The sequence below is a fragment of the Halobacillus sp. SY10 genome (assembly GCF_045401165.1).
GTDB lineage: Bacteria > Bacillota > Bacilli > Bacillales > Halobacillaceae > Halobacillus > Halobacillus aidingensis.
Genome location: NZ_CP174345.1, coordinates 2,578,628 through 2,601,111, shown reverse-complemented (window position 1 = coordinate 2,601,111; position 22,484 = coordinate 2,578,628). Strand labels below are relative to the sequence as shown.

Below are 22,484 nucleotides of genomic sequence, written 5' to 3'. Positions count from 1 at the left end.
CAAGGGTAAACCTAACTTTTGACAAAAGAAGGAGGGTGTAGGGATGAAACGGCTTGCTGTATTGACTGATGTGCACGGAAATATTTATGCCCTCAAAGCTGCACTTCGTGATATAAAGGAACAACGTGTGGATCATCTCTTTTGTATGGGAGATCTCATCGGAATCGGTCCTTTTTCCAATCAAGTGTGCGAATACTTTTATTCTTTAAAGGATACAGAAATTGTGAGAGGAAATCACGACGAAGCTGTGCTTGCCCTTATGAATGGGAATCCTTATCCTGAAAGCAGAATCGATGTGAAGGAGCATCACCAGTGGATCGCCGACCGCTTGTACAAGAGGTATGCGAATTGGCTGGAAAGTCTTCCGCGGCAGGTGAATACAAAGATTGAAGCACGTACTTTTCAGTTTACACATTATCCGATGGACTCGAAATCGAGTCAGCAGCCCATTAGTGAGGATCCATTCGATCAACTTGTACCACCGAATGAGGAAAACTTTTCGCAGTTAGATGAATTAGAAGCAGAGACGGTCGTATGCTTTGGCCATGACCACGACGTCCATCATTTTTCCATGAACGAGAGAGTGTTTTTTAATCCAGGCTCCTTAGGGTGTTATGATGAGCCCTATGCGCGTTATGGAATCATTGAAATAGATGGTAGAAAAGTTCGATTTATCAAACGCAAGGTTCCTTACCCAATGGATACATATGTAGAATACTTGAATCAGATCGACTTCCCACGTAAGGAAGTGATTCTAAAGATTTTTCAAAAAAACAGGAGGACACATCATGACACCACCGAAGCACATCGTATCAGCAGCAACCATTATAACGAATGAAGAAAAGGAAGTGCTCCTAATCAAAGGACCAAAGCGTGGCTGGGAGATGCCTGGAGGTCAAGTGGAGGAAGGCGAATCCTTGAAAGAGGCCGCCATCAGAGAAACGAAAGAAGAATGCGGGTTGGACATTGAGATCACAAGGTTTTGCGGCGTATTCCAAAATGTCGATCGCTCCATATGCAACACGTTATTCTTAGGGGAAGCGGTAGGAGGAACGTTGAGGACGACAGAAGAAGCGTTGGAAGTAGGTTTTTTCCCCTTGGAGGAAGCACGTGACATGGTGACATGGGGGAATTTCTGGGAAAGAATCGAGCTGTGCTTAGATGAAAGCCGGCAGCCATTCTTGGTAGACTTCTGATTTTCATGCAAAAAGATAAAAGGAACTTCCTCGGTGGAAGTTCCTTTTTTATCTATTAGACCCATTTTACTACATCGTCAAGAGAGCGGCGTGATTTCTCAGGCTGTTCTTGGGCACGGTATCCAAAGGCGCACATGACCGAAATGCCGAAGCTCCCGTCTTCGAGAAGACCCTCTTCTTCCAGAAGATTGTTCATCTTCTCCATGTTGAAGCCTTCAATCGGGCAGGAGTCGATGCCGATTTCAGCTGCGGCTGTCATCATGTTGGATAGAGCAATGTACGTTTGTTTTCCAGCCCAGTCATAAAGAGGGCGTTTGCCTTCAAGAAGTTCAAAGTCTTCCTTTTGGAACTCTTCGATCCGGCTTAAATATTTTTCCAGGAAATCATCTGGCAGTTGTTTGACGTTTTTGAAGTGATCTTGCAAGTATTCGGAATCATACTGGGTATCTTTCCTCGTTCTTGCCAGGAAAATGACGAAGTGACTGGCATCCGGGAGTTTCCCATACGCACCCCAGGCTGTGTCTTTGATTTTTTGTCTCAGTTCAGGATTTTGAACGACGACAAACCGCCATGGTTCGAAACCGAACGAGCTCGGGGATAAGCGGCCGACTTCCAGAATGAATTTGAAATCATCTTCTGGAATGGTTTGATTCGGATCGAATTGCTTGGTCGCATGCCTGAACTTGGCCGCGTCTAAAATTTCCTGCTTTTTCGTTTCTTTGTCACTCATCTTTCTTTCCCTCCTTCTTTGATTTCCAAAATAATATACCACAGGGGAGGGAGAGAATTCATGATTTATGCTTTACACAGCTTCCTGATAAGCGGCTTCTCCACCAGGATGTAAACGATAATAGATCGGATATGCTCTTGTGTAGAAGTATTGAATCACGGGTCCAAGAAAGAGCATCGGTGCAAGGGTTCCTAGTCCGACCGGTCCACCAATGGCAAGAGCAAGGCTTGTCATGACCACCGCGACCAACGTTTGACCTGTCTGAAGACTCAATTGAAACCTGGAACTTACGGCAAGGAACAGCTGATCGACTGGAGCTCTCGGGAACTGAGGGAGGATGTAGATCGCGACTCCCAATCCGATGAACCCGACTCCTGCAAGCAGCGCCAAGACTTGCAAAGCGAAAGGGGCGCTTGATAAGTTGATCGGAGCAAAAACAATTTCCAACCAGAAGTCCAAGATCAAGCTTTCCAGAAACACAGGTACGACCGCCCTCGATTCAGGGAGTGTATTCATCAACTTGGCATTGATGAAAATAATGATCAATTGAAAAGCCCCGTACCAAAATCCGACGGTGTAACCGAAATGATCGGACACTCCGATGAAGAACGAAGTCCAAAACCCAGCTCCCAGTGTCGCGTTGATAAGAAGGGCGACCCCGAAGAAATTGATGAACATGCCGACAAGGTAAACGATGGCACGATAAAGCATGACAAATGCCTCCTTTCCATAAAAAAAGTGGTCACGAGTAGAGGATTCCTCTAAATCGTGACCACATTTTATTAGCGATTATTTTATAGGTCAATCAAAAAAATTTGGAAAGAAAATGGACGCCCACCATAGGGGGATTTCCTCTTTTAAAAGACTTTTGTCGTCCAGTCTTCGCAGTTCCACACATCTGTGACGACATCTTCATAAAATTCAGGTTCGTGTGAGATGAGCAGGACGCTTCCTTTGTACTCTTTCAACGCACGCTTCAACTCAGCCTTGGCATCTACATCCAAGTGGTTCGTGGGCTCATCGAGTACGAGCAGGTTCGTTTCTTTGTTGATTAGTTTGCAGAGGCGGACTTTCGCCTTTTCCCCTCCGCTCAATACTTGGACTTTACTCTCGATATGTTTACGAGTCAATCCGCATTTCGCTAGCGCCGCTCGCACTTCGTATTGAGTGAAGTGACGGAACTCCTCCCATACTTCCTCGATACACGTGTTGTCACCGATTTCCTTCAACTCTTGCTCGAAGTAACCGATGTGCAAATGCTCGCCAAGCTCGACGGATCCTGAAACCGGCTGGATTTCACCGAGAATACTTTTCAGCAAAGTCGTTTTACCGATTCCGTTCGCCCCGGACAAGGCGATTTTCTGACCGCGTTCCATCGATAGGTTCAAAGGCCTGGACAGAGGCTCATCATAACCGATGACAAGGTCTTTCGTTTCAAACAAATATTTCCCTGGTGTCCGGGCCTGCTTGAAATTGAACTGCGGTTTCGGCTTTTCGGCATCCAGTTCGATGACGTCCATCTTATCAAGCTTTTTCTGACGGCTCATCGCCATTTTACTTGTAGCCGCATTGGCTTTGTTGCGGGCTACGAAATCCTTCAGGTTGGCAATTTCTTTCTGCTGCTTTTTATAGGCGGCTTCCAACTGCTGTTTCTTCATATCATAAACGCGAAGGAATTCATCATAGTCGCCAGGGTAGCGGCTCAGCTCCTGGTTTTCCATATGATAGATCAAGTTGACGACACTGTTCAGGAACGGAATGTCGTGGGAAATGAGGATGAAGGCATTCTCATATTCCTGAAGATACGTTCTCAGCCATTCGATATGCTCAACATCCAAGTAGTTGGTCGGCTCATCGAGAAGCAGAATTTCCGGCTTTTCAAGCAGCAGCTTTGCAAGTAGAACTTTCGTACGCTGCCCGCCACTGAGATCATGAACATCACGCTCGAGTCCGATTTCATTCAGACCGAGTCCGTTCGCCACTTCTTCCACTTTTGCATCAATCGTATAGAAGTCATTATTCGTCAGCATATCCTGAAGGACACCTGTCTCTTCCAATAGATCCTGAAGTTCATCCGGATCGACTTCGCCCATCTTTGCAAAAAGATCGTTCATCTCCTGTTCCATATCGAACAAGTATTGGAAAGCTGTACGCAAAACATCACGGATGGTCATGCCCTGTTTTAAATCAGCATGCTGATCGAGGTAACCGATACGGATCCGCTTCGACCAGGTGATCTTCCCGGCATCCGGCTCAAGCTTTCCTGTAATGATATTCATAAATGTCGACTTGCCTTCACCATTCGCTCCGATCAAGCCGATGTGTTCTCCTTTTAACAAACGAAAAGACACGTCATCAAAGATCGCACGATCCCCGAAGCCGTGGCTCAAGTTTTTCACTGTGAGTAAGCTCATTTTAGTTAACACCTTTTCTATCGTTAGATTCGTCCTTCTATATTATAAAGGGGAATGAGGGGAAACGATAGGGGAAAAGTAGGAAGAGTTGAGGAAAGGAGTGGGTGGGTTTGTCTTATGATTGCATCATCATCGGTGGAGGAATCGCAGGTTTGCAGGCAGGAATCATGCTCGGAAGGTACCAGCATAGGGTGTTAATGATCGATAGTGGCCAAGGGCGGTCCAGTCTGTGCCACAGGTATAACAATATCATCGGGTTTCCTGATGGAGTCAGTGGCCAACAGCTCCGTCATGACGGTAAAAAACAAGCGGAATCCTTTGGGGTGGAAACACTGGAAGGGAAAGTCGTCGATGTCCATTCAAATTTCATCGTTGAAACAGAAGAGGGGGAAGCAATCCCGACTCGAACGGTCTTGTTTGCTACAGGGATTGATGAAAAGTTCCCACCTATTCCCGGCATCAAAGAATGCTTAGGCTTATCCATTTATGTTTGTCCGGACTGTGATGGGTATGAAATCACAGGCCAAAAGACCTCAGTTGTGGGGAGTGGAGAAGCGGGGGCGCAACTGGCGCTTACGTTAAAAGACTGGAGCGACGATATCATTTTCTTTAATCATAGCGGGGCGCCTTTATCTCTTGAGATGCAAGGGAAGCTTCGAGACCGCCGAATCCTTGTTCAGCAGGTGGAAGTCAGCAAGTTCGAGCACAACCAAGGCTTACTAGAAGCCGTTCTGACAGCGGACGACCATCGCTGGGAGATCAAAAAGGCTTTTCTTGCTTTCAGTGGGAATCGGGTGCAATCAGATCTAGCGGTCAAACTCGGAGCTGATGCAACAGAGAAAGGACACCTCGTTGTGCATCCAAGGACAAAAATGACCAGTATGGAAGGCGTATGGGCAGCGGGGGATGTGGTAGACCATTCTCAATTCGTGACGACAGCTATGGGGGACGGGGCACAGGCTAGTGTATGGATACACAAATGGTTAAAAGAGAGAAGGTGATTTCTTTGATTTCAACTCATGGATATAGGATAATGATGGATATATCATTTACATTTCCTATCATGAACATTCTACTTTTGTTTCATCTACCCACGCTCCATCTACTGTTTTCAAAGACAGAAACCCAAATCATTCAAATTAAATTGAGTGCATAAGGAGAATCGAAACCTACATGTTTTTTGACGCTTTTGGGACGGATTCATTTTTATTACTTACTGCATTATTATTATTCAGCGGTGTGCTTGTAGCGAAGTTTTCCAGCCGTTGGGGCATCCCTGCATTGATCTTGTTCATCATGGTCGGCATGGCTTTTGGCAGTGAAGGACTCGGAATCGTTTATTTCAGTGATGCCGGTACGGCCCAGGTCATCGGTGTATTTGCCCTCGTCATCATTTTGTTCGAAGGTGGTCTACATACGAAATGGGGGACGGTGCGCTCCGTTGCTGTACCTTCGTTATCCCTCGCTACTTTTGGGGTGTTGATCACTTCCCTTATCGTGGGGCTTGCCGCCTATTTATTGTTCGAATTGAGTTGGTTGGAATCGTTCTTATTCGGTGCCATCGTTGGATCAACCGACGCAGCGGCCGTTTTTGCGGCATTGAAAGAAAGAAACATCAAGGCGAAAATGGGGGCGACCCTCGAGGCGGAGTCTGGAACGAATGACCCGATGGCCGTCTTTTTGACATTGTCTCTCATTGAATTGATTACCTCAGAACAATCATCGTTCTGGATGCTCATCCCGACGTTTTTCATTCAAATGGGCCTTGGCATCATTATTGGTCTAGCATTAGGGAGATTGGCATCTGCATCCATCAATCGCATCAAATTGGATTCAAGTGCCTTGTATCCGATTTTTTCCGTTGCTTTTGCTTTGGCGACCTACAGCATCACCGCTTTTAGTGGAGGTAGTGGATTCTTAGGCGTTTACGTAGCGGCACTTGTAATCGGAAATAGTGAACTGACGTATCGTTATTCGATCTTCCAGTTCAATGAAGGATTTGCCTGGATGGCGCAAATTCTCATGTTCGTTATCCTAGGGCTTTATGTATTCCCAAGTGAATTGTTTACAGCTTCTATCATGGTCAACGGTATTTTGCTATCGATCGTGCTTATTTTAATCGCAAGACCGATTGCTGTTTTCTTATCGATGATCAAGATGAACTATTCAACGAAAGAAAAACTGTTCATATCTTGGGCAGGCTTGCGCGGGGCTGTACCGATCGTCCTTGCAACCTTTCCTATTGTGGAGGGGCTGCAGAACAGTCAGGCCTTATTCAATCTCGTCTTCTTCGTTGTGCTGACCTCAGCACTCGTCCAGGGATCTACGATTTCGCTTGTGGCGAAAAAAATGAACCTGGTCGGACCGAAAAAAGACATCCCGCACCATAGCATTGAATTGATTTCCATGGGGAATGCCAAGGCGGAAATGATTCAATATCAAACCAATGACGAATCAGCCGTCGTCGGCAAAAAGCTTCACGAAGTCAGCTTCCCGAATCGCGCCAACATCAGTGCCATTATCCGGAACAATGAAGTCATCACGCCTTATGGTGAGACGGAAATTAAAGCCGGAGACTTCCTGTACATTCTTGTGGAAGATAAGTACAAGGAACAGCTGAAGAAAACGTTGGAGCAGCGTGTACAAAAAAGTGAACAGCTCATGAAAGAAAAAGACGCTTCTTCCTAAAGCGTCTTTTTCTTATGGATGCATCTTTTCCACTAAAGGTCCCTTTTGTGAAGGGTCAGTTTCGAGACTTTTGTTGAGTGGATAGGGGCTGCGGGGAATGGCTCGCTTTCCGCGGGAGCGCGGTGAGCCTCCTCGGACTGCGTCCTGTGGGGTCTCACCAAGCACTTTTTTCCCGCAGGAGTCTCGCCATTCTCCTCCGCCCCTCTGCCAATATAATTATCTCGAAACCACTTCCGGAATAAGCTGCCTTTATACACATGGTATTTGGTGGGGAATGACCTCCTAAGGAAGCTATTCTTCATGCGAAAAGCTTGTTATAGAGCGCTGTACAGGAAAGGGGTTCGTTTCTCACATAAATTGGATGGGGTGGTTGGGAAGCTGCGAGACTCCCGTGGGAGAAGGAGACAGGCGAGATCCCGCAGGACGCAGTCCGAGGAAGCTCGGCGCTCCCCCACAGGAAAGCGAGCTGCTTCCCAGCCACCCCTTATGCTCAACACGGCAAACGAACCCCGGAACATCTCAAAATCGAGTCTTCCACAACCCTGGCATTTTGAAAATATGTGATAAAATTAAGGCTTTAGGACATATGTCCTTTCCGAAATCGCCGTCATCCTTTTAAATGGATTTCAGAACAGGAGGATGAACGATGAAAGGTGCTTTATTTTCACTACTCGGAGGCTTGTGCATCACGATGCAGGGCATCTTCAATGCGAGGATGAGTGATTCTATAGGCGGCTGGCATACCACTTCGATGGTCCATCTGGTCGCCTTCACGATATCCATTCTCGTTTATTTTTATGTCAGAGATGGAAAAGGGAAAAGCTTTAAAAGAGTGCCCTTCCTTTATTTGATTGGAGGGACGTTTGGAGTTGTCGTCGTTTTTGCAGAATTGACGGCAATCAAAATGATCGGCCCGGCGAGTGCCATCGCCATTCTACTCGTGGCACAAATCGGCACGGCTTTTGTCATCGAATCCAAAGGCTGGTTCGGTGAGAACAAAATTCCTGTGACGAAAAGGCAGGGAATCGGTATCGCTATGATGCTCGTGGGTGTCATCCTTTTCCAGTTGTAAAAAGGAGTTAGTTTTTTATGAAAGAAAACAAAAAAATCAATCCACATCCATATATCGAAAAGTACGATCTGGCACGGATCTTTCCTGAAGAATTCGTTCCAAAAATCAACGTGTTCACATTTACAAAAGGTGATGTTCTTTTTGCACCTGGGGAAACGTTGAATGACATGTATCTACTCGTTGAGGGGAAGATCAAAATTTTCACCCTGACGCCGGAAGGGAAGTCTTTAATCAACCGGTTCAAACGTCCGCTTGGAGTCATCGGTGATGTCGAATATGTAAAAGGTAGCTCGGTCATCAATTCTGTCGAGGCTGTATCTGATGGAGTGATGATTGCTGCATCCTTTGAGAACTTGAAGGATCTCGAAAGCAATCATCCTCCATTCATTCGGTTTTTACTGGAGACGGTGGCGCACAAGTTTTATTCCGAATCCCAGGCGTCTAGCCTGCATATGCTCTATCCTGTCGAAGTGCGGTTGGCCAGTTATTTCTTATCGATTTCTTCAGATGGGGAAGGGACACTTTTTCATCAGGAGATGCGGACGGCGAATCTGACAGAACTCGCCGAATGGGTGGGGACGAGTTACCGCCATTTGAACAGAGTGCTGAAAAAAATGGTCTCAGATGAGATTATCGTACGAGCGAATGGGTCGATTAAGATTAAAGATTTGGAAAAACTCCGAAACCTGGCAAACGGAAACATCTATGAATAAGGAGGGATATAATGCTTGGCGTATTATTTTCTGTCGTGGCAGGTATTTTGATCAGTATGCAGAATGTGTTCAATGCGCGCGTCAGTGAAAAAACAGGAGCGTGGGCGACGACATCACTTGTACTCGGTTTAGGGCTTGTCTGTTCTCTGCCCGTCTTTTATGCCATGGAACAAAGGAGCTTGTTTGAATTCGGAGATGTGAACAAAATCTTTCTGTTCAGTGGCGTTTTCGGAGTAGGGATCGTGTTCTGCCTCATGCGCGGGGTTACACTGATCGGCCCTGCCTATGCGATTTCTATAGCTCTCATATCACAAATCGTCATCGCTTTTGCCGTCAATACGGGAGGATGGTTTGGCTTCGATGCTGCTCCTCTTTCGGTGACGAAGCTTGTGGGAATCGCTTTGTTGATCGGTGGGGTGCTAGTGTATAAATTGGAAAAACCACCTGTGGAAGAAGAAGAGGAAATGGAACAAATGAGAGCGTGACCTCAAATGGAGGATCACGCTTTTTTTTCGTTACATATTCTCCATCAGTTTCTTGGCAATCCGCTCATAATCATCCCGGTCGATGCCAGGTGCGAATTCTTCCGGCAGGTCATCGAGATCCGGAATCGGAGCGCCTTTTGGAGTACCTTGAATGACTTGAAGCGGCTCACCGTTCTCAGGGTTCGTCCCTTTCCATATCTTTTTGATTTCCTGGTAATCATAGTCGCTCCATGTGTACAGGATGTTATCCAGTCCCTGGTCGATGTAGGGGCGGGCATAATCGAACTTAGAGTTGTCGAGATCAGGAACAGGGAGCATTTTTTTTACATCGACACCTGTGGCGATCTCTAAAGCTTTCGCATAAGCAAGGGCATGTGTACCTCCTCGGACAAGTAAGTAGCCGATCATTTCACGTGCTGTCGGGTGATCGGTCATTTCATAGACACGCATCTTATGTGTTCGTGCACCGAGCTCGAGAAAAAAGTTGTGTAATAGATCCAGCACCAGGTTACCACTTGAAAAAACATTGTCTCCTGTCCAGGCCCGTCCCATTGAATCGCCTGGGAGGGCCGTTTGTGCTGTAGCAATGAATTGATACGAATTCCTTTTGTTCAAGCCGTTTTGAAGGGGAGCGATATTAGGATCCCCGGTAAAAGTCACTCCGCGAGTGAGCAGGTTGATGGAATTGTTTACGAGTTCGACATGCCCGAATTCTTCCGCTGTAATACTTGCAACTAGATCGTAAAATGGACGGTGTTTTTTCTTTTGGCGAAAAGCGAAGGACTGGAACATGTAGTTATTCAACGTAGACATTTCGCCGAACTTTCCACCTAAAAGTTCTTGAACAGCAGCCGCCGCATTCGCGTCGCCGTGTTCAGGAATGGTCAGAGCAATCTGCATCCGGTCGAGTCGCTTAAACATGACATCCTCCTTTTACTTGTAGCGTTGATCAGGAAACACCCAGACGATTTGCTGGGTCCGTACGAAAAATGGGGTCCCACTCACCTCGACGACAATATGATCCGGCATGACCGTCTTCAACCCGCCGCGTACAGACCCTTGCGTCGTCTGGACGACGACAGGGGTGCCTTGAATGGACATGAGCGTTTGGTACACATAAGGATCGATAGCGGAATTCATGGATACGTTTTGAGAATTCATTCATTCTGCTCCCTTCGCAGGTAGTCTCACTTAATGATGTATATGTACAAACCTCCGTTTTAGGCATCATTCGTTGGAAAAAGAGGCGAAGGTTTGTATGCCCAATTATGGTTTGCGGTATATTAGCGACTTTCCGGCTTTTATTAGCAGGTTTCGGCGTTTTATTAGCGACTTTCAGAATTATATTATCAACTTTCCTGAATTGCTCAACTCCCAGTAACTAAGGACTGAGCGATAAGTATTTTTTCAATACGAGGAGCGGCCAAATATAGTTGTAGCTGTGATAGTAGATGTAAAAGTTTCCTGGAAGGCCTGCTCCTGTCGGGTATTGATACGTCCAATCCTTCTCTTCCAGTTTTCGAAGCAAACGAGCGATTCCTCTATCAATGCTCGGTACCCGTCTTTCGTACACCGCCATCAGGGCATCCAGTGCCCAGGAGGTTTGCGAAAGGGTACTATCTCCTAAAGGAATGTAGATTTTCTCCTGATCACTTTTACACGATTCTCCCCATCCACCGTCTTCATTCTGAATGCTTTCAATAAAATGAATGCCTCTTTTGATGGAACGGTCATCCTTACTTACTCCTACGGCCCGCATACCCGTGAGGGCGGCCCAAGTACCGTAAATATAAGTGATCCCCCAGCGTCCATACCAGGATCCATCATTTTCCTGATGGGAGCGCAGCCAGTTCAGAGCTTTTTGCACACGAGGTTCCGTTAGAGGGAAACGTGCGTCGGTACCGAGAAATTCGAGTGTCCGGCCCGTCAAGTCTGCTGTCGAAGGGTCGATGCTTGCGTACTCCGCCCCGTCCATGGGGACAAATTTCATAAGAGGATTCGTCTTCCCTTTCTCAAAAGCAGGCCAACCGCCGTCATCATTCTGCATCGCGAGCACCCACTTCAACCCTCTCGTGTAGTGGCTCTGGAGGGTTGGATCTTTACGGAGGGCCCGCAAAACAGCTGTCGAGTCATCAACGTCAGGATGAATCCTGTTGCTTTTAGAAAATCCCCATCCGCCAGGTTCTGTATGGCTGGTCGTTACCATCCAGTCTCCGAATTTGGTCTGTTGGTGTTTCAAAAGAAATTGTTCTGCTTCATGTAAAGGGACATCGGATGCGGGATGAGCTTGAAGGGCATGGCTCAACAATGCCGTATCCCATATATCAGGAGGTGAGTTTTGAATATGGAGACCACGCTCCGTGGAACAAGCATGGTGGATCAGCCCCTGGATGGCTTTTTTGATGATGGGGTCATGCTTTTGATAACCACAACTCACCAAAGCATAAATCATATAAAAAGTGGATGTGAAATAGCTGTATAATGTTCCATCCGACTCGATGCGCTGCAGCATGTAGGTGAGCAGGCGCTGCCTTGAGAGCAGATAGAGTTTATGAGGAAGTCCAGCCAGGGATTTGACGGCATCCTGGACACTTGTCAATAACGACCGGCTTTTTTCAGGAAGCAGCTCTTGATCCTCCCGAATGAAGCAGTCACTCATATCGGGAATTTGTTTGTTTTTCATCACAAAAGGTTGATCGGATAAGAGCAGAATTGGTGCCATGTGGACGCGAGCGTAACTACTGAAATCAAAGAAAGAAATGGGAGAAGAAGGAGGTAGTAAAATGATGTGAACAGGCAAATGGAATAGATTCGGCCATGGATACTGTCCGTGGATGGCCAATGTGATTTTGGTCAAAGAATGAGCACGGTTCAGCCCGCCATGCTTCCGGATAAATGCTTTGGCTTTCTTGATCTGGAGGTCATCACTTGTATAGTATCCAGCGTTAAGAAGAGCGAAAACCGCTTCAATCGTTGCGGAAAGGTTCCCTTCATCGTCCGCATAGAGCTTCCAGTACCCTTCTTCGTTTTGAAGAGAAGAGAGACGCGCGCACAACCGTTTGATGAGCCCTTTTTCTTTCGTAAACGTTTGGAGCAGAAGAATCATATTGGCATCAGTCATCAGACTGTTTTCAAAACAAAAATGCAAACTCCCGTCGTCCGTCTGGTGTGCATGAATTTCAGCGGTCAGTTGAGCAATTGCTTCGTGGATCCTTTCGTTCACAATGATTCACCCTCTTTTATTCCATCCTACTCTTTTATATGAAGCGGATGCTTGATTCAGAAGGAGCTCTTTACACATAAAAAACGAGCTTCCAAGATAGAAGCTCGCTCTTCATTATTTCATATTCTCTCGGATATACTTGATGATCTTTCTGATTTCATCCGGATGCGGACGGCCGAACGGACTTGTCTGTCGCTGCTGGTAAAGGACGCGCCCTTGTTCATCTGTTAAAAAGTAAGCAGGCTCTCCATGCGTTCCGTGATCTTCATAGGGTGCATGCTCATCATGGTAATGAACCTGGTAGTTGGAGAGAAACTTCAGGTTCTCATCCATTAGAATCGGGAAGGTGAAGTCATGTTCGTTCACCATTTTTTCCAAACTATCCTTGCTTTCATGTGTAATCGCGGCGAATTTGATGTCGTGTTCTTCAAAGTAACTTAACGTATTCTGGAACTCGTCCAGCTCACTCATGCACACAGGGCACCACGAACCGCGAAAATATACGAATAAGTACCAATGGTTATTTCCTTTTAAGTCCTCGGAAAAATGGAACTCTTCTCCCTGGACGGAAGACAGTTTGAAGTCCGGGGCATGCTGATATAATTTAAAGCTCATGGAATGACACTCCCTTTTCATTTTTATCGCTCATACATCCCCATACCCTTTTCTAGTTAAAAGTAATTATTTTTTTCGACATCCAATGATATGGTTTCGTTCATCTAGTGTACTTAGGAGAGACATGTAGGAGTAATGGGTTGTTTTCTTCTTAAAGGATTTACAAGTGTTGTATTGAATTTATTAGGAAGGGCGTGACATACTAATGGATTTGTTGTAACGAAAAAACTGACATACCCTTTCTTTCCTTGAAAATGCAAAAGGAGCTCAGCCTTTCATTCTATGAAAAGGAGCAAGGTGGATAACCGTTTAGATGAATAAGAGAAAAGATACCCATATTTTGGTATAATTGAAAAAGGGTGGTGAGAAGGTGAAAGCAATTCTTTGGATCATCGGGAGTATCGGAACCATCGTAATAGCGATCATCTTACTTTTTATTTATGAAATGACCCCAAATGCGAGTTTGGAAACGAAGGCGAAAGAGCTTGGAGAAGATTATATACAAAAACATTTTGATGGACAGGCGGAAGTCTACGACGTGCTCTATGACAATATGGGAAATCACGAATTCGATTACGCTGCAAAAGTAACGCATAAGAAAACAGGGGTCAATTTTCTAATCTATGAAACAAGGGATTCCCAAGTCATGAAGGATACCTATGCAAGTAGTTATTATGAAGAACAACTAGAGAGGGATCTTCAACCATTTGTTAAGGATATGGAAGATGTGGTGTCCCATTTGGTACATATCTCTGATGTACCTGGCAAGTACCAGGGGGACGATTCGCTGCCTGATTTTAAAGACTTGAACCTTGTTCCCAATGTCATTATAGACTTGGAACGATCGGCATTGGAGGAAGATGAAGAAAAGATGGAAGAACTCTTCGTTTTTATGAAAGAGAACCTGCGGATTGAACGAGGGGGTGGGCGTTTTGTGTACGATCCGTCTTCTGGGGATGAGATGCTTCAAATGAGTTATTGAATGGGAGTTAAGAAAAGAAGGCCTTTGAATAGAGTCCTTTAAAATTCCTTCTTCGGGGGTCACTTCAGTCATTAAGAAAGAGTTTCCTTTCTTAGGGAATATTGCAGAGGAGGATGTTATGAAAAAAATTATATGGATGGCTTTATTCATGATGTGTGTAGGCTGTCAGCAGACCGGAAATGAAGAGTCTCCCGTTACCACAAAAACCGAAGATTTCGAAGCCGGATCCTACACGATGAGAGGAATTCCTGACAGAGTCGCTTTCATCGATGCCCCATGGATCGAAGGTGAAACGCAAAAGTACATGTGGCACTTTTGGGGAAGTGAAGAAGAACTGGAGGGTGCATTCAAAGTAAAAGGCACACATACGGAAACGGGGAAAACAGTCACCGTTCTGGAAGCTTCAGAAATCGCGGGGCCGGTGAATGGAGCAGATGCGTCTCTTCCATCGAATATGTCTCTACCAAAGAGCGGAGAATGGAAGTTGGATACGAGAATTGACGGGGAGTCGTTCGGGACAATCCTTGTGCATGTGAAGGAATAAAGGAGGGTTTCATGTGGAAACGGCAGGGTTCGTAATCATTTTAGCGATCGCCATTCTTCTAGATTACCTTTGGTTCGATCATGATCGGAAGCGGTGGGGATGGATGAAAAATTGGACACGCATCCAAAGAGGATTGTTCCTGGCAAGCTTTTTCGTCGCGGCGATGGTCATCTACATCGGTATGAGTCTTTAAGTTTATTTAGAAAGGTTTTTATTTTATGAGAGTCTTATTAGAGTTGGTGCGGATCGTTTTCCTGTTCATTTTCGGAGGTGCGCTGGTCTGGGTCGTTCTTGGTCCTTTCTATAACGTCCATCCTTTATCCGGAGAGTACCAATGGCTTGGCGCCGTCGGTGTGTATGGAATTCTATTCGTGCTTTACAGAAACCGCTGGCAGTTTTCTGGTTGGTACAAGGGGAAAGGAAAAAAGAAACTCTCCAGAAGTATGACTAGAATCATTGTGTTCGGATCGGTGCTGCTTCTAGCATCTCCATGGGTAATAGCCATCATCAATCATTGAGGAGGGAAAAGGTATGACAGGTAGTGAAGTGATCGAGTTGAAGACTACAGAAGAAATTAAATCTGCGTATCCGGTAATGAAGGAATTGAGGTCACATTTAAGTGAAGAGCAGTATGTGGAATTGGTGGAAGAGGCGATGGACGTGGACCGCTATCATCTTTTTGCTCTATATGCGGGGGAAGAGGTGGTTGCCGTTACGGGTTTCAAAGAGATGACCACCTTGTATTATGGTCGTTTTGTCTGGGTTTGTGATTTAGTGACATCTTCTGCGCATCGTTCTCAAGGATACGGCGAAGAGTTGCTGACTTTCGTTGAAGATTGGGCACAAGAACATGGACTGGGAAGTGTCGCTCTTTCTTCTGGGATCAGCAGGCTGATGGCTCATCGGTTTTATGAAGGAAAAGTGGATTACGACCGGGTCAGTTATGTTTATAAAAAGTCCTTTCCTGAAGGATGAGATAGATGAAAGGTGAGGAGTTTGATCGAAGATGGCGGTGGCGGAGAATAAGAGAGAACGGGATGGGGGTTTTCTTGTTGTGCGGCTTGATCGCCAACTATCCTTTGTTATACGGCATCGAACACATATGGGAAATACAGGTGCCGCTGGTGCTTATGGTCTTTTGGCTGGCGTTGCTCTGTGCACCTGTTGTGATTTACATAAGAAGGGCCGTGAAACATGGGAGGACCATCGTGGTTTTTTCCTTAGCTACTTTCTTACTTTCTTTGTTCTTCGGTTCACTTCAATATGTGTATGGATAAGGTGTTTTATCCTGTGCAAACCATCACGACATTCCCGTCCGGGTCTTGAATGTTAAAAAAAGAAATGTCGTCAAACCTTTGAATATCACTCTTGATGATGTAACCAAGCTGCTCGACGAAGCGGTAGGATGCATCGATATCATCTGTATGAAAATTGAAAAGGGGATGCGGCGATGGTTCAACATTTTCTGACCCTCCATCAAGGATGACGCCTGTATGAGTCGTCATCGGGAGATGGTAAACAGGGGGATGGACATTTTCCTCAGTATAAGGTTCTCCAATCAATGCACTGTACCATTGAGCGGAGTGTTTGATGTCAGTGACAGGAATGAATGTCGTATTGAGGCGGTTGTCGATCGGACTTTTCAAATCGATCCCTCCTATAAAAAGTTTATATTACTACCATACCATGAAAGGATGTCATTTTTTTGAAAATGAATAACAAGGTGGAAGAAAAAGAAGCCTTCACTCTCATAGGTTACAGAGTTGTGTGTGATGGAGAAGATTACATTGTAGAAATTCCAAAAGCAGTTGAAAAACTTCGCGGGCGTTTTCCTAATGCGGACGTCCAAGTGGGAGCTTTTATCCCGGGAGAGTGTAAGGAAGAGGATGATGGGTATTGGATCGGAGTCCCTATGGATCAGGACGAAACCATTCCAGATGATATGGACCATTTGAAAATAGAAAAACAAACGTATGTTATGACTACATATAAAGGTTCAAACGATGGAATACGAGAAGCTTATGCCTCGCTGCACGAATGGATGGAGCGGGAGGGATATCCCCGAGACCTGGAGGCTTGGCATGTGGAAGTTTACCATTCATGGCAGGACAAGGAACAGCTCCACATGGAACTTTGGGAAACGGTACGGAGTTGACTCTGTGGTGCACCCCACGGTTTACTATAGGAAGTGGGAGGGCACACCGTGTATAAAGTCAGCGAATTCTCAGAACTGACCGGGCTCAGTAAAGAAACGCTCCGGTACTATGCAGAGGTCGGATTGCTTGAGCCTGCGTACATTCATCCAGATAACCGTTACAGGTATTATGATGATGGCAGTTACTTTTTAGCGCTCATGCTCGGGAAGCTCCGGGCGCTTGGTTTCACCATTCAGGAAATGGTAAAAGTGATGGAGGGTGAATCCTTTTTACACATGGAAGAACTTCTGCTCGAAAAACGCAGAAAGATCCATGAAGAGATTCATGATCTCCAAGAAAGACTTGCTGATATTGATGCATTTTTAGAATCTGGCAGGGAGGAAGATGAATGATCCAATGGGAAAATGATAGAGTGATTGCATCACCCATCGATGAAGTGTGGGAGCTTTTCAGAGACTACAACATCAAACGAATCATGCCAAAAGTGGAAGAGCATGAACTGATTGAAAAAACGGAAACAGAAGTAGGGGCCAAACACCGCCAAACGTATCGGGAAGGAAAGCGCCTGGAAACCTATACGGTTGAGACGCTTGCCTATGAAGAATCTCCTGAGCGCAAGCATAAGAAAATCGCTTTCGTCATCGGACGAGCTTTTGAAGTGACCGCCTCTTTTTTACTGGAGAAAGTGGATGAAGAACATACAAGGCTCACTTATTCCGGCCAAAACAAAGGGGTAAACTTCGTCGGAAAGGCCATGATGAAACTGGCGAATAAAAAGGGGAATGAGCGTGTCGTAGAAGAATTTCTCGATCGTGTTGAAAAAGAAGCGACGCATACGAACGTTTAAGAACCCGTGTGAGGACGGGTTTGTTATGCCTTGTCCATGATATGGAAATGTGTACACGTATGATTTCCTCTTTCCCTGCATAGAAATGTTTATAGTTTGGAGAAGGGGATGAGGTGTATGAGTCACATTCCGTATGGGTATGGATACCCGAATGCTGGGTCGTTTAGAAGTGCTGAGCAAAACACCGAAGATATTTTAGAAGGAATCAAAAAGAAAGATTCTGCCATTCAAATCTTCAGTCAATTGGTTGATGTAGCACCAGATGAGTCGTATAAAAGCGAAATCCGTCAAGCATTAGAGAATGAGAAAAGGCACTTGGACCATTTTAAGAATTTATATACATCATTCACTGGCGAGCAACCGGAATATGAAAGGGAAGAAGCGAACTTCCGCACGTTTGAAGAAGGGTTGAGAGCCGGGTATGACCAAGGGGTCGAAGAATTTGAAAAGTATCAAAAAGCGTATATGGAAAACCAGGGGAATCAGCTGGGGGATGTATTCTACAGAGCCTGTCACGATAAGGCTGTTACGACCAACCGAATCGTAGCACTGTCTCGGGGAGAAGGCCGGATTGTAATCAAAGATTATGGCGGGCAGCCATTCGTCCTCGATATCGAAGAAGCGACGACACAAAATCGTACATTCCGCACAGCTCTATGGACGGGAGACCATTTACAGGTGACGTTGATGAGTATCGCGGTGGGGGATGATATCGGTTTAGAACTCCATCCTGACGTGGATCAGTTTTTGAGGATTGAAGAAGGGCAAGGACTCGTCCAAATGGGGGATACCAAAGATCAGTTGAATTTCCAGCAGCAAGTGTCTGATGATTTCGCTATCATGGTACCTGCAGGTAAGTGGCATAATCTGACAAATACAGGTCAACAGCCGTTGAAACTTTATTCCATCTATGCACCGCCTGAGCATCCTTTCGGCACCGTTCATAAAACGAAAGCAGATGCTATGGCTGCTGAAGAGTAAAAAGAAGGACCTTCTGTAACGGAGGTCCTTCTTTTATGGTTTAAGGAATAGATAGAAAGATGGGTATAGGAGGTTCATCGCGCGGCTATTAGGTACCGCATTGCCTTGGAATCTTTCAATCAAGTACTTTTAAGTTACTGGAGGAAATGACTTCAGGCATGGAGAATCTAATGAATAAAGGAGGTCATGTCGTGGAAGTAAACATTGTTGCTTTACCTGCGTTCAAGGTAAGAGGACGTAAATGGGAAGGAAGTTATGAACAAATCCCTGGATTAAAAGAAGTGATTAGAAAGGTGGGGAGCGAAAAAGAAGAAATAAAACCTGTGGATCCGGATTACCAATGGGGGTTATCTTTTCATACGATTGAAAATGGCTTTGTCCATTTTAGCGGTTTCGAGGTGGAAAATGAGAAGAGTCATGCAGAGTATGAGGAAATGAACGTACCGCATCATACATATATGAACGTTCATCATCCGAAAGGCAGAGAGATCGGTGAAACCTATGCATCGATTTACCAATGGTTCCGAGATGGAAATGCGAAGCCGTACCTTGAATCTGACACGGAATATTACGATGGGCTGCCATTGAAATTCGAAAAGTATCCGGTTGACCGGGATTTTGATGACCCTCATTTTGAAATTTATATTCCGATCAAAACTTAAAGAGCCCTGGGAGGGCTCTTTTTTAATAGACTTTATCTCCATTGAAAATGGAATTTTTGACGATGACATAATCGACGTGGCGGATGCTGTCAAGATCAGTTCCGCCTGCGTAACTGATGGCGGATTGCAGGTCCTGCTCCATTTCCGTCAACGTATCTTGGAGGGCCCCTTTATGTTCCACAAACATTTTCTTACCTTCCACGTTCTTCTTTTCCCCTTTTTGGTACTCAGAAGCGGAGCCGAAGTATTCCTTGTAAAGCTTACCGTCTCTTTCAACCGTATCACCAGGGGACTCTTCGTGGCCTGCGAAAAGAGATCCGATCATGACCATCGTCGCTCCAAAACGGATGGATTTGGCGATGTCTCCATGTGTGCGGATGCCTCCATCAGCGATGACGGGTTTGCTTGCTGCTTTTGCACACCAGCGCAACGCTGCCAGCTGCCAGCCACCTGTACCAAAGCCGGTTTTAATTTTTGTGATGCATACTTTCCCCGGGCCGATTCCGACCTTTGTGGCATCGGCGCCTGCATTTTCAAGTTCACGCACAGCTTCAGGTGTTCCGACATTTCCGGCGATCACAAACGTTTCCGGTAACTGTTGTTTGATGTGTTGAATCATATCAATAACAGCCGTCGAATGTCCGTGAGCGATATCGATCGTGATGTATTCCGGCGCCAGTTCCTTCGCTGCTAACATCTGGACAAACTCGTATTCCTCTGGCTTCACACCGACACTGATGGAAGCAATTAATCCTTGTTCATGCATCTTTTCGACGAAAGACAAACGAGTTTCCGGCTCAAAGCGGTGCATGACATAGAAATAACCTTCTTTTGCTAATTGAGTAGCGATCGTTTCATCAATGATCGTCTGCATGTTCGCAGGTACGACAGGAAGTTTGAATGTATGGTTGCCGAGCTTTACGGATGGATCACAAGCCGAACGGCTGTTTACGACACATTTTGCGGGAATCAGTTGAATATCTTCATAATCAAATACATTTTCCATGGATGTCACTCCTAAAACCGAATATTTTTATGGTTAATTAATTTTATTGTTCGTGCATTTGTAATTTACCTTATCTTTGTTCCGTTGTCAAAGGTTCATGGTAAAATGATGAAAAAGGGGGAGAAAGTATGTTTGTACATAAGGTTGATCGTGGGCTTTCACTCAAACTTGCAGGTCCAGAAGATGCGGATGCATTATTTCAACTGACAGATGGATCTCGCGAGTATTTGCGTGAGTGGCTGCCATGGCTTGATTTTACGAAAACAGTGGAAGACACGAAATCATTTATTGAATCTGGAAGGCGAGGCTTTTCAGAAAACAAAAGCATGACAACTATGGTAATCTATAATGGTGACATTGCTGGTACGGCAGGGTTCAATGAAATCGACCACACCAATAAAATCGTGAAAATCGGTTACTGGCTCGGGCAAGAGTTCCAGGGAAAGGGAATCATGACACGAGTGGCCAAAGCGTTGACTGATTACGCCTTATTGGAATTGAACATGAACCGAGTGGAGATTCGTGTGGCAAGTGGAAATGAAAAAAGCGCTGCGATCCCCAAACGGCTTGGGTTCAAGGAGGAAGGCACAATCAGGTGTGCAGAATGGTTGTATGACCATTATGTCGACCACACGATCTATGGAATTCTAGCAGACGAATGGAAGAAGTAGAATGTTCGGATTTTAAATAAAGAGAAGTAGAGGGATAGAGATGGAAAAGCACTACAATAGAAAAATCATACTCGTTACATTCATGATCGGCGCATTTTTTGCCGTTTTGAATGAGACGCTGCTTAATATTGCACTCACGGAACTGATGGAGGTTTTCGGGCTGGAAGCGCCTACGGTCCAATGGATGGCCACCGGCTTCATGCTGGTCATGGGTGTGTTGATGCCGGTTTCTGCGTTACTCATCCAATGGTTTACGACGAGACAAATGTTCATCGGTGTCATGACGGTTTTCTTAGCAGGGACGATCATTGCAGCATCTGCCTTTAACTTTCCGATGCTGTTGACAGGACGGATGATTCAGGCGGTAGGAACCGGGTTATTGATTCCTGTCATCATGAACGCATTGTTACTGCTTTATGAACCGGAAGTACGTGGTCGGATCATGGGTACGTTCGGTCTTGTCATCATGTTCGCTCCAGCCATTGGGCCGACACTTTCCGGTGTTATCGTAGACGTGCTGGGTTGGAGATGGCTGTTCATTACCGTCATTCCGTTTGCATTGTTTTCGATTCTGTTCGCCATCAAGTATTTGGAAAATGTAGGTGAAGTCACGCGGCCGAAAGCGGATATCCTTTCGATTGTTTTGTCCTCCATTGGAATTGGCGGCATCGTCTATGGGTTCAGCAGCGCTGGGGAAAGTGGAGAAGGGTTCTCTTCTGTTAATATCCTTATCATTTTAGGCGTCGCCTTTCTTAGTTTGATTCTATTTGTTCTGAGACAATTGAAATTGGAAGAACCTTTGTTGGATGTGCGCGTATTTACGTATAAAAGTTATGCAAGAGGGATTACCATTTTCGTAATCGTCATCATGGCGATGTTCGCGTCAGAAATCGTCATGCCGATGTATCTGCAGGGGCCATTAGGGTTCTCAGCCAAGACCGCCGGGCTGTTGCTGCTTCCTGGAGCTCTATTAAATGGTTTGATGTCGCCGGTGATGGGGACGCTTTTTGATAAATTCGGTCCAAGGAAATTAATTATTCCGGGTACATTAGTCCTTGTAGGTGTCATGATTTTCTTCAGCAATATCGGACCTTCCATTCCTGTTTGGTCCTTTATTCTTGCCTATGTGTTATTGATGCTGGCGGTTTCAGCGGTGCTTATGCCTTCTCAAACCAATGCTTTGAATGAGCTTCCAAAGCATTTGTACCCTCACGGAACGGCTATTGCCAATACATTGCAGCCAATCGGTGGGGCCCTCGGTGTTTCCATTTTCGTAAGCATCATGAGTCAGGGAGAAAGAAGCTATTTGAACAACGTATCAGGAGAAGTGACAGGTGAAGTCATGGACCAGGCTATGACAGTAGGGGTGCACCAGGCGTATTGGTTCGCTTTAGGTCTTGCCGTCCTCACATTTATCGTTTCTTTGTTCATTAGAAAAGCCGTGGCTCCGGATTATTCCCCGGAACAGCAATCATAAAGAAGCAGAACCTTTCCAAGAG

General features: G+C 45.5%; 29 protein-coding genes. 20 read left to right on the top strand and 9 right to left on the bottom strand.

The window, feature by feature from the left end; genetic code table 11:
- The first annotated feature begins 43 nt into the window (after positions 1–43).
- Positions 44–838 carry a metallophosphoesterase family protein gene (locus ACJA3J_RS13260; RefSeq protein ID WP_406944305.1) on the top strand — a complete coding sequence of 265 codons (795 nt, stop codon included), beginning with the start codon at positions 44–46 and terminating at the stop codon, positions 836–838.
- Complete coding sequence (locus ACJA3J_RS13255; protein ID WP_406944304.1) at positions 789–1,196, top strand: NUDIX hydrolase; 408 nt, start codon at positions 789–791, stop codon at positions 1,194–1,196. The genes ACJA3J_RS13260 and ACJA3J_RS13255 overlap by 50 nt, the downstream gene beginning before the upstream one ends.
- A 55-nt stretch (positions 1,197–1,251) precedes the next feature.
- On the opposite strand, the gene ACJA3J_RS13250 is transcribed toward ACJA3J_RS13255, so the two are convergent.
- From ACJA3J_RS13250 to ACJA3J_RS13240, 3 genes are all read right to left on the bottom strand, one after another.
- On the bottom strand, positions 1,252–1,926 hold the full coding sequence (locus ACJA3J_RS13250; RefSeq protein WP_406944303.1) for an NAD(P)H-dependent oxidoreductase: 675 nt from the start codon (positions 1,924–1,926) through the stop codon (positions 1,252–1,254).
- Between the two features lie 72 nt (positions 1,927–1,998).
- Positions 1,999–2,637, bottom strand: a complete 639-nt coding sequence (locus tag ACJA3J_RS13245) for a YczE/YyaS/YitT family protein (RefSeq protein ID WP_406944302.1) — start codon at positions 2,635–2,637, stop codon at positions 1,999–2,001.
- Between the two features lie 146 nt (positions 2,638–2,783).
- The gene (locus tag ACJA3J_RS13240) at positions 2,784–4,340 is read right to left on the bottom strand and encodes an ABC-F family ATP-binding cassette domain-containing protein (protein WP_115822321.1); all 1,557 of its coding nucleotides are present in this window, start codon (positions 4,338–4,340) and stop codon (positions 2,784–2,786) included.
- 110 nt (positions 4,341–4,450) lie between these two features.
- On the opposite strand from ACJA3J_RS13240, the gene ACJA3J_RS13235 reads away from it, so the two are divergent.
- The 5 genes from ACJA3J_RS13235 (at position 4,451) to ACJA3J_RS13215 (ending at position 9,298) form a co-directional block, all read left to right on the top strand.
- Entirely contained in the window at positions 4,451–5,341 is an 891-nt protein-coding gene (locus tag ACJA3J_RS13235; protein ID WP_406944301.1) for an NAD(P)/FAD-dependent oxidoreductase, read from the top strand.
- A 172-nt stretch (positions 5,342–5,513) separates the two neighbouring features.
- Positions 5,514–7,028 (top strand): potassium/proton antiporter, encoded by a 1,515-nt coding sequence (locus ACJA3J_RS13230; protein WP_089652083.1) that lies wholly within the window; start codon positions 5,514–5,516, stop codon positions 7,026–7,028.
- A 646-nt stretch (positions 7,029–7,674) separates the two neighbouring features.
- Positions 7,675–8,100 carry a DMT family transporter gene (locus tag ACJA3J_RS13225; RefSeq protein ID WP_089652086.1) on the top strand — a complete coding sequence of 142 codons (426 nt, stop codon included), beginning with the start codon at positions 7,675–7,677 and terminating at the stop codon, positions 8,098–8,100.
- Positions 8,101–8,117: 17 nt separating this feature from the next.
- On the top strand, positions 8,118–8,813 hold the full coding sequence (locus tag ACJA3J_RS13220) for a Crp/Fnr family transcriptional regulator (protein WP_406944300.1): 696 nt from the start codon (positions 8,118–8,120) through the stop codon (positions 8,811–8,813).
- Positions 8,814–8,824: 11 nt separating this feature from the next.
- A complete protein-coding gene (locus ACJA3J_RS13215) occupies positions 8,825–9,298 on the top strand; it encodes a DMT family transporter (protein WP_089652088.1) in 474 nt (157 codons plus the stop codon).
- Between the two features lie 30 nt (positions 9,299–9,328).
- Here ACJA3J_RS13215 and ACJA3J_RS13210 read toward each other — a convergent pair whose 3' ends face one another.
- From ACJA3J_RS13210 to ACJA3J_RS13195, 4 genes are all read right to left on the bottom strand, one after another.
- Complete coding sequence (locus ACJA3J_RS13210) at positions 9,329–10,219, bottom strand: manganese catalase family protein (RefSeq protein ID WP_089652089.1); 891 nt, start codon at positions 10,217–10,219, stop codon at positions 9,329–9,331.
- A 12-nt stretch (positions 10,220–10,231) separates the two neighbouring features.
- Entirely contained in the window at positions 10,232–10,459 is a 228-nt protein-coding gene (locus tag ACJA3J_RS13205) for a YuzF family protein (protein WP_089652090.1), read from the bottom strand.
- 220 nt (positions 10,460–10,679) lie between these two features.
- Positions 10,680–12,521 (bottom strand): prenyltransferase/squalene oxidase repeat-containing protein, encoded by a 1,842-nt coding sequence (locus ACJA3J_RS13200; RefSeq protein ID WP_406944299.1) that lies wholly within the window; start codon positions 12,519–12,521, stop codon positions 10,680–10,682.
- 114 nt (positions 12,522–12,635) lie between these two features.
- The gene (locus ACJA3J_RS13195) at positions 12,636–13,136 is read right to left on the bottom strand and encodes a peroxiredoxin (protein ID WP_115894895.1); all 501 of its coding nucleotides are present in this window, start codon (positions 13,134–13,136) and stop codon (positions 12,636–12,638) included.
- A 370-nt stretch (positions 13,137–13,506) separates the two neighbouring features.
- Between ACJA3J_RS13195 and ACJA3J_RS13190 the strand changes: the two genes are divergently transcribed.
- The 6 genes from ACJA3J_RS13190 to ACJA3J_RS13165 all read left to right on the top strand — a co-directional run bounded on the left by ACJA3J_RS13190 (position 13,507) and on the right by ACJA3J_RS13165 (position 15,939).
- Positions 13,507–14,118, top strand: a complete 612-nt coding sequence (locus tag ACJA3J_RS13190; protein ID WP_406944298.1) for a hypothetical protein — start codon at positions 13,507–13,509, stop codon at positions 14,116–14,118.
- A 118-nt stretch (positions 14,119–14,236) separates the two neighbouring features.
- The gene (locus ACJA3J_RS13185; RefSeq protein ID WP_115894893.1) at positions 14,237–14,662 is read left to right on the top strand and encodes a DUF4871 domain-containing protein; all 426 of its coding nucleotides are present in this window, start codon (positions 14,237–14,239) and stop codon (positions 14,660–14,662) included.
- Between the two features lie 13 nt (positions 14,663–14,675).
- Positions 14,676–14,855, top strand: coding sequence for a hypothetical protein (locus tag ACJA3J_RS13180; protein ID WP_089652095.1), 180 nt, complete (start codon positions 14,676–14,678; stop codon positions 14,853–14,855).
- A gap of 25 nt (positions 14,856–14,880) precedes the next feature.
- Positions 14,881–15,180, top strand: a complete 300-nt coding sequence (locus ACJA3J_RS13175) for a hypothetical protein (RefSeq protein ID WP_089652096.1) — start codon at positions 14,881–14,883, stop codon at positions 15,178–15,180.
- A 13-nt stretch (positions 15,181–15,193) separates the two neighbouring features.
- The gene (locus ACJA3J_RS13170) at positions 15,194–15,637 is read left to right on the top strand and encodes a GNAT family N-acetyltransferase (RefSeq protein WP_089652097.1); all 444 of its coding nucleotides are present in this window, start codon (positions 15,194–15,196) and stop codon (positions 15,635–15,637) included.
- A gap of 5 nt (positions 15,638–15,642) precedes the next feature.
- Positions 15,643–15,939: a hypothetical protein gene (locus tag ACJA3J_RS13165; protein ID WP_406944297.1), complete on the top strand. Its 297-nt coding sequence runs from the start codon at positions 15,643–15,645 to the stop codon at positions 15,937–15,939.
- Positions 15,940–15,945: 6 nt separating this feature from the next.
- Here ACJA3J_RS13165 and ACJA3J_RS13160 read toward each other — a convergent pair whose 3' ends face one another.
- Positions 15,946–16,308, bottom strand: coding sequence for a VOC family protein (locus tag ACJA3J_RS13160; RefSeq protein ID WP_406944296.1), 363 nt, complete (start codon positions 16,306–16,308; stop codon positions 15,946–15,948).
- A 65-nt stretch (positions 16,309–16,373) separates the two neighbouring features.
- Between ACJA3J_RS13160 and ACJA3J_RS13155 the strand changes: the two genes are divergently transcribed.
- The 5 genes from ACJA3J_RS13155 (at position 16,374) to ACJA3J_RS13135 (ending at position 19,308) form a co-directional block, all read left to right on the top strand.
- A complete protein-coding gene (locus tag ACJA3J_RS13155; RefSeq protein WP_406946299.1) occupies positions 16,374–16,817 on the top strand; it encodes a GyrI-like domain-containing protein in 444 nt (147 codons plus the stop codon).
- Positions 16,818–16,865: 48 nt separating this feature from the next.
- Positions 16,866–17,210, top strand: coding sequence for a MerR family transcriptional regulator (locus ACJA3J_RS13150; protein ID WP_406944295.1), 345 nt, complete (start codon positions 16,866–16,868; stop codon positions 17,208–17,210).
- Complete coding sequence (locus tag ACJA3J_RS13145) at positions 17,207–17,665, top strand: SRPBCC family protein (RefSeq protein WP_115894889.1); 459 nt, start codon at positions 17,207–17,209, stop codon at positions 17,663–17,665. The genes ACJA3J_RS13150 and ACJA3J_RS13145 overlap by 4 nt, the downstream gene beginning before the upstream one ends.
- A 117-nt stretch (positions 17,666–17,782) precedes the next feature.
- Complete coding sequence (locus ACJA3J_RS13140) at positions 17,783–18,646, top strand: cupin domain-containing protein (RefSeq protein ID WP_089652103.1); 864 nt, start codon at positions 17,783–17,785, stop codon at positions 18,644–18,646.
- Between the two features lie 191 nt (positions 18,647–18,837).
- On the top strand, positions 18,838–19,308 hold the full coding sequence (locus tag ACJA3J_RS13135; RefSeq protein WP_406944294.1) for a GyrI-like domain-containing protein: 471 nt from the start codon (positions 18,838–18,840) through the stop codon (positions 19,306–19,308).
- A gap of 22 nt (positions 19,309–19,330) precedes the next feature.
- Here ACJA3J_RS13135 and guaC read toward each other — a convergent pair whose 3' ends face one another.
- Positions 19,331–20,314: a GMP reductase gene (gene guaC / locus ACJA3J_RS13130; RefSeq protein WP_406944293.1), complete on the bottom strand. Its 984-nt coding sequence runs from the start codon at positions 20,312–20,314 to the stop codon at positions 19,331–19,333.
- A 128-nt stretch (positions 20,315–20,442) separates the two neighbouring features.
- On the opposite strand from guaC, the gene ACJA3J_RS13125 reads away from it, so the two are divergent.
- Positions 20,443–20,985, top strand: a complete 543-nt coding sequence (locus ACJA3J_RS13125; RefSeq protein WP_406944292.1) for a GNAT family N-acetyltransferase — start codon at positions 20,443–20,445, stop codon at positions 20,983–20,985.
- A gap of 40 nt (positions 20,986–21,025) precedes the next feature.
- Entirely contained in the window at positions 21,026–22,462 is a 1,437-nt protein-coding gene (locus ACJA3J_RS13120) for an MDR family MFS transporter (RefSeq protein WP_406944291.1), read from the top strand.
- Positions 22,463–22,484 lie beyond the last annotated feature (22 nt).

Bases quoted from the DNA above. Each gene is read 5' to 3' on its own strand.
- ACJA3J_RS13260 (WP_406944305.1), top strand. From the start codon at position 44: ATGAAACGGCTTGCTGTATTGACTGATGTGCACGGAAATATTTATGCC.
- ACJA3J_RS13255 (WP_406944304.1), top strand. From the start codon at position 789: ATGACACCACCGAAGCACATCGTATCAGCAGCAACCATTATAACGAAT.
- ACJA3J_RS13205 (WP_089652090.1), bottom strand. From the start codon at position 10,459: ATGAATTCTCAAAACGTATCCATGAATTCCGCTATCGATCCTTATGTG.
- ACJA3J_RS13120 (WP_406944291.1), top strand. From the start codon at position 21,026: ATGGAAAAGCACTACAATAGAAAAATCATACTCGTTACATTCATGATC.
- guaC (WP_406944293.1), bottom strand. From the start codon at position 20,314: ATGGAAAATGTATTTGATTATGAAGATATTCAACTGATTCCCGCAAAA.
- ACJA3J_RS13155 (WP_406946299.1), top strand. From the start codon at position 16,374: ATGAATAACAAGGTGGAAGAAAAAGAAGCCTTCACTCTCATAGGTTAC.
- ACJA3J_RS13145 (WP_115894889.1), top strand. From the start codon at position 17,207: ATGATCCAATGGGAAAATGATAGAGTGATTGCATCACCCATCGATGAA.
- ACJA3J_RS13195 (WP_115894895.1), bottom strand. From the start codon at position 13,136: ATGAGCTTTAAATTATATCAGCATGCCCCGGACTTCAAACTGTCTTCC.
- ACJA3J_RS13140 (WP_089652103.1), top strand. From the start codon at position 17,783: ATGAGTCACATTCCGTATGGGTATGGATACCCGAATGCTGGGTCGTTT.
- ACJA3J_RS13225 (WP_089652086.1), top strand. From the start codon at position 7,675: ATGAAAGGTGCTTTATTTTCACTACTCGGAGGCTTGTGCATCACGATG.
- ACJA3J_RS13210 (WP_089652089.1), bottom strand. From the start codon at position 10,219: ATGTTTAAGCGACTCGACCGGATGCAGATTGCTCTGACCATTCCTGAA.
- ACJA3J_RS13165 (WP_406944297.1), top strand. From the start codon at position 15,643: ATGAAAGGTGAGGAGTTTGATCGAAGATGGCGGTGGCGGAGAATAAGA.
- ACJA3J_RS13185 (WP_115894893.1), top strand. From the start codon at position 14,237: ATGAAAAAAATTATATGGATGGCTTTATTCATGATGTGTGTAGGCTGT.
- ACJA3J_RS13220 (WP_406944300.1), top strand. From the start codon at position 8,118: ATGAAAGAAAACAAAAAAATCAATCCACATCCATATATCGAAAAGTAC.
- ACJA3J_RS13250 (WP_406944303.1), bottom strand. From the start codon at position 1,926: ATGAGTGACAAAGAAACGAAAAAGCAGGAAATTTTAGACGCGGCCAAG.
- ACJA3J_RS13215 (WP_089652088.1), top strand. From the start codon at position 8,825: ATGCTTGGCGTATTATTTTCTGTCGTGGCAGGTATTTTGATCAGTATG.
- ACJA3J_RS13170 (WP_089652097.1), top strand. From the start codon at position 15,194: ATGACAGGTAGTGAAGTGATCGAGTTGAAGACTACAGAAGAAATTAAA.
- ACJA3J_RS13175 (WP_089652096.1), top strand. From the start codon at position 14,881: ATGAGAGTCTTATTAGAGTTGGTGCGGATCGTTTTCCTGTTCATTTTC.
- ACJA3J_RS13125 (WP_406944292.1), top strand. From the start codon at position 20,443: ATGTTTGTACATAAGGTTGATCGTGGGCTTTCACTCAAACTTGCAGGT.
- ACJA3J_RS13245 (WP_406944302.1), bottom strand. From the start codon at position 2,637: ATGCTTTATCGTGCCATCGTTTACCTTGTCGGCATGTTCATCAATTTC.
- ACJA3J_RS13240 (WP_115822321.1), bottom strand. From the start codon at position 4,340: ATGAGCTTACTCACAGTGAAAAACTTGAGCCACGGCTTCGGGGATCGT.
- ACJA3J_RS13230 (WP_089652083.1), top strand. From the start codon at position 5,514: ATGTTTTTTGACGCTTTTGGGACGGATTCATTTTTATTACTTACTGCA.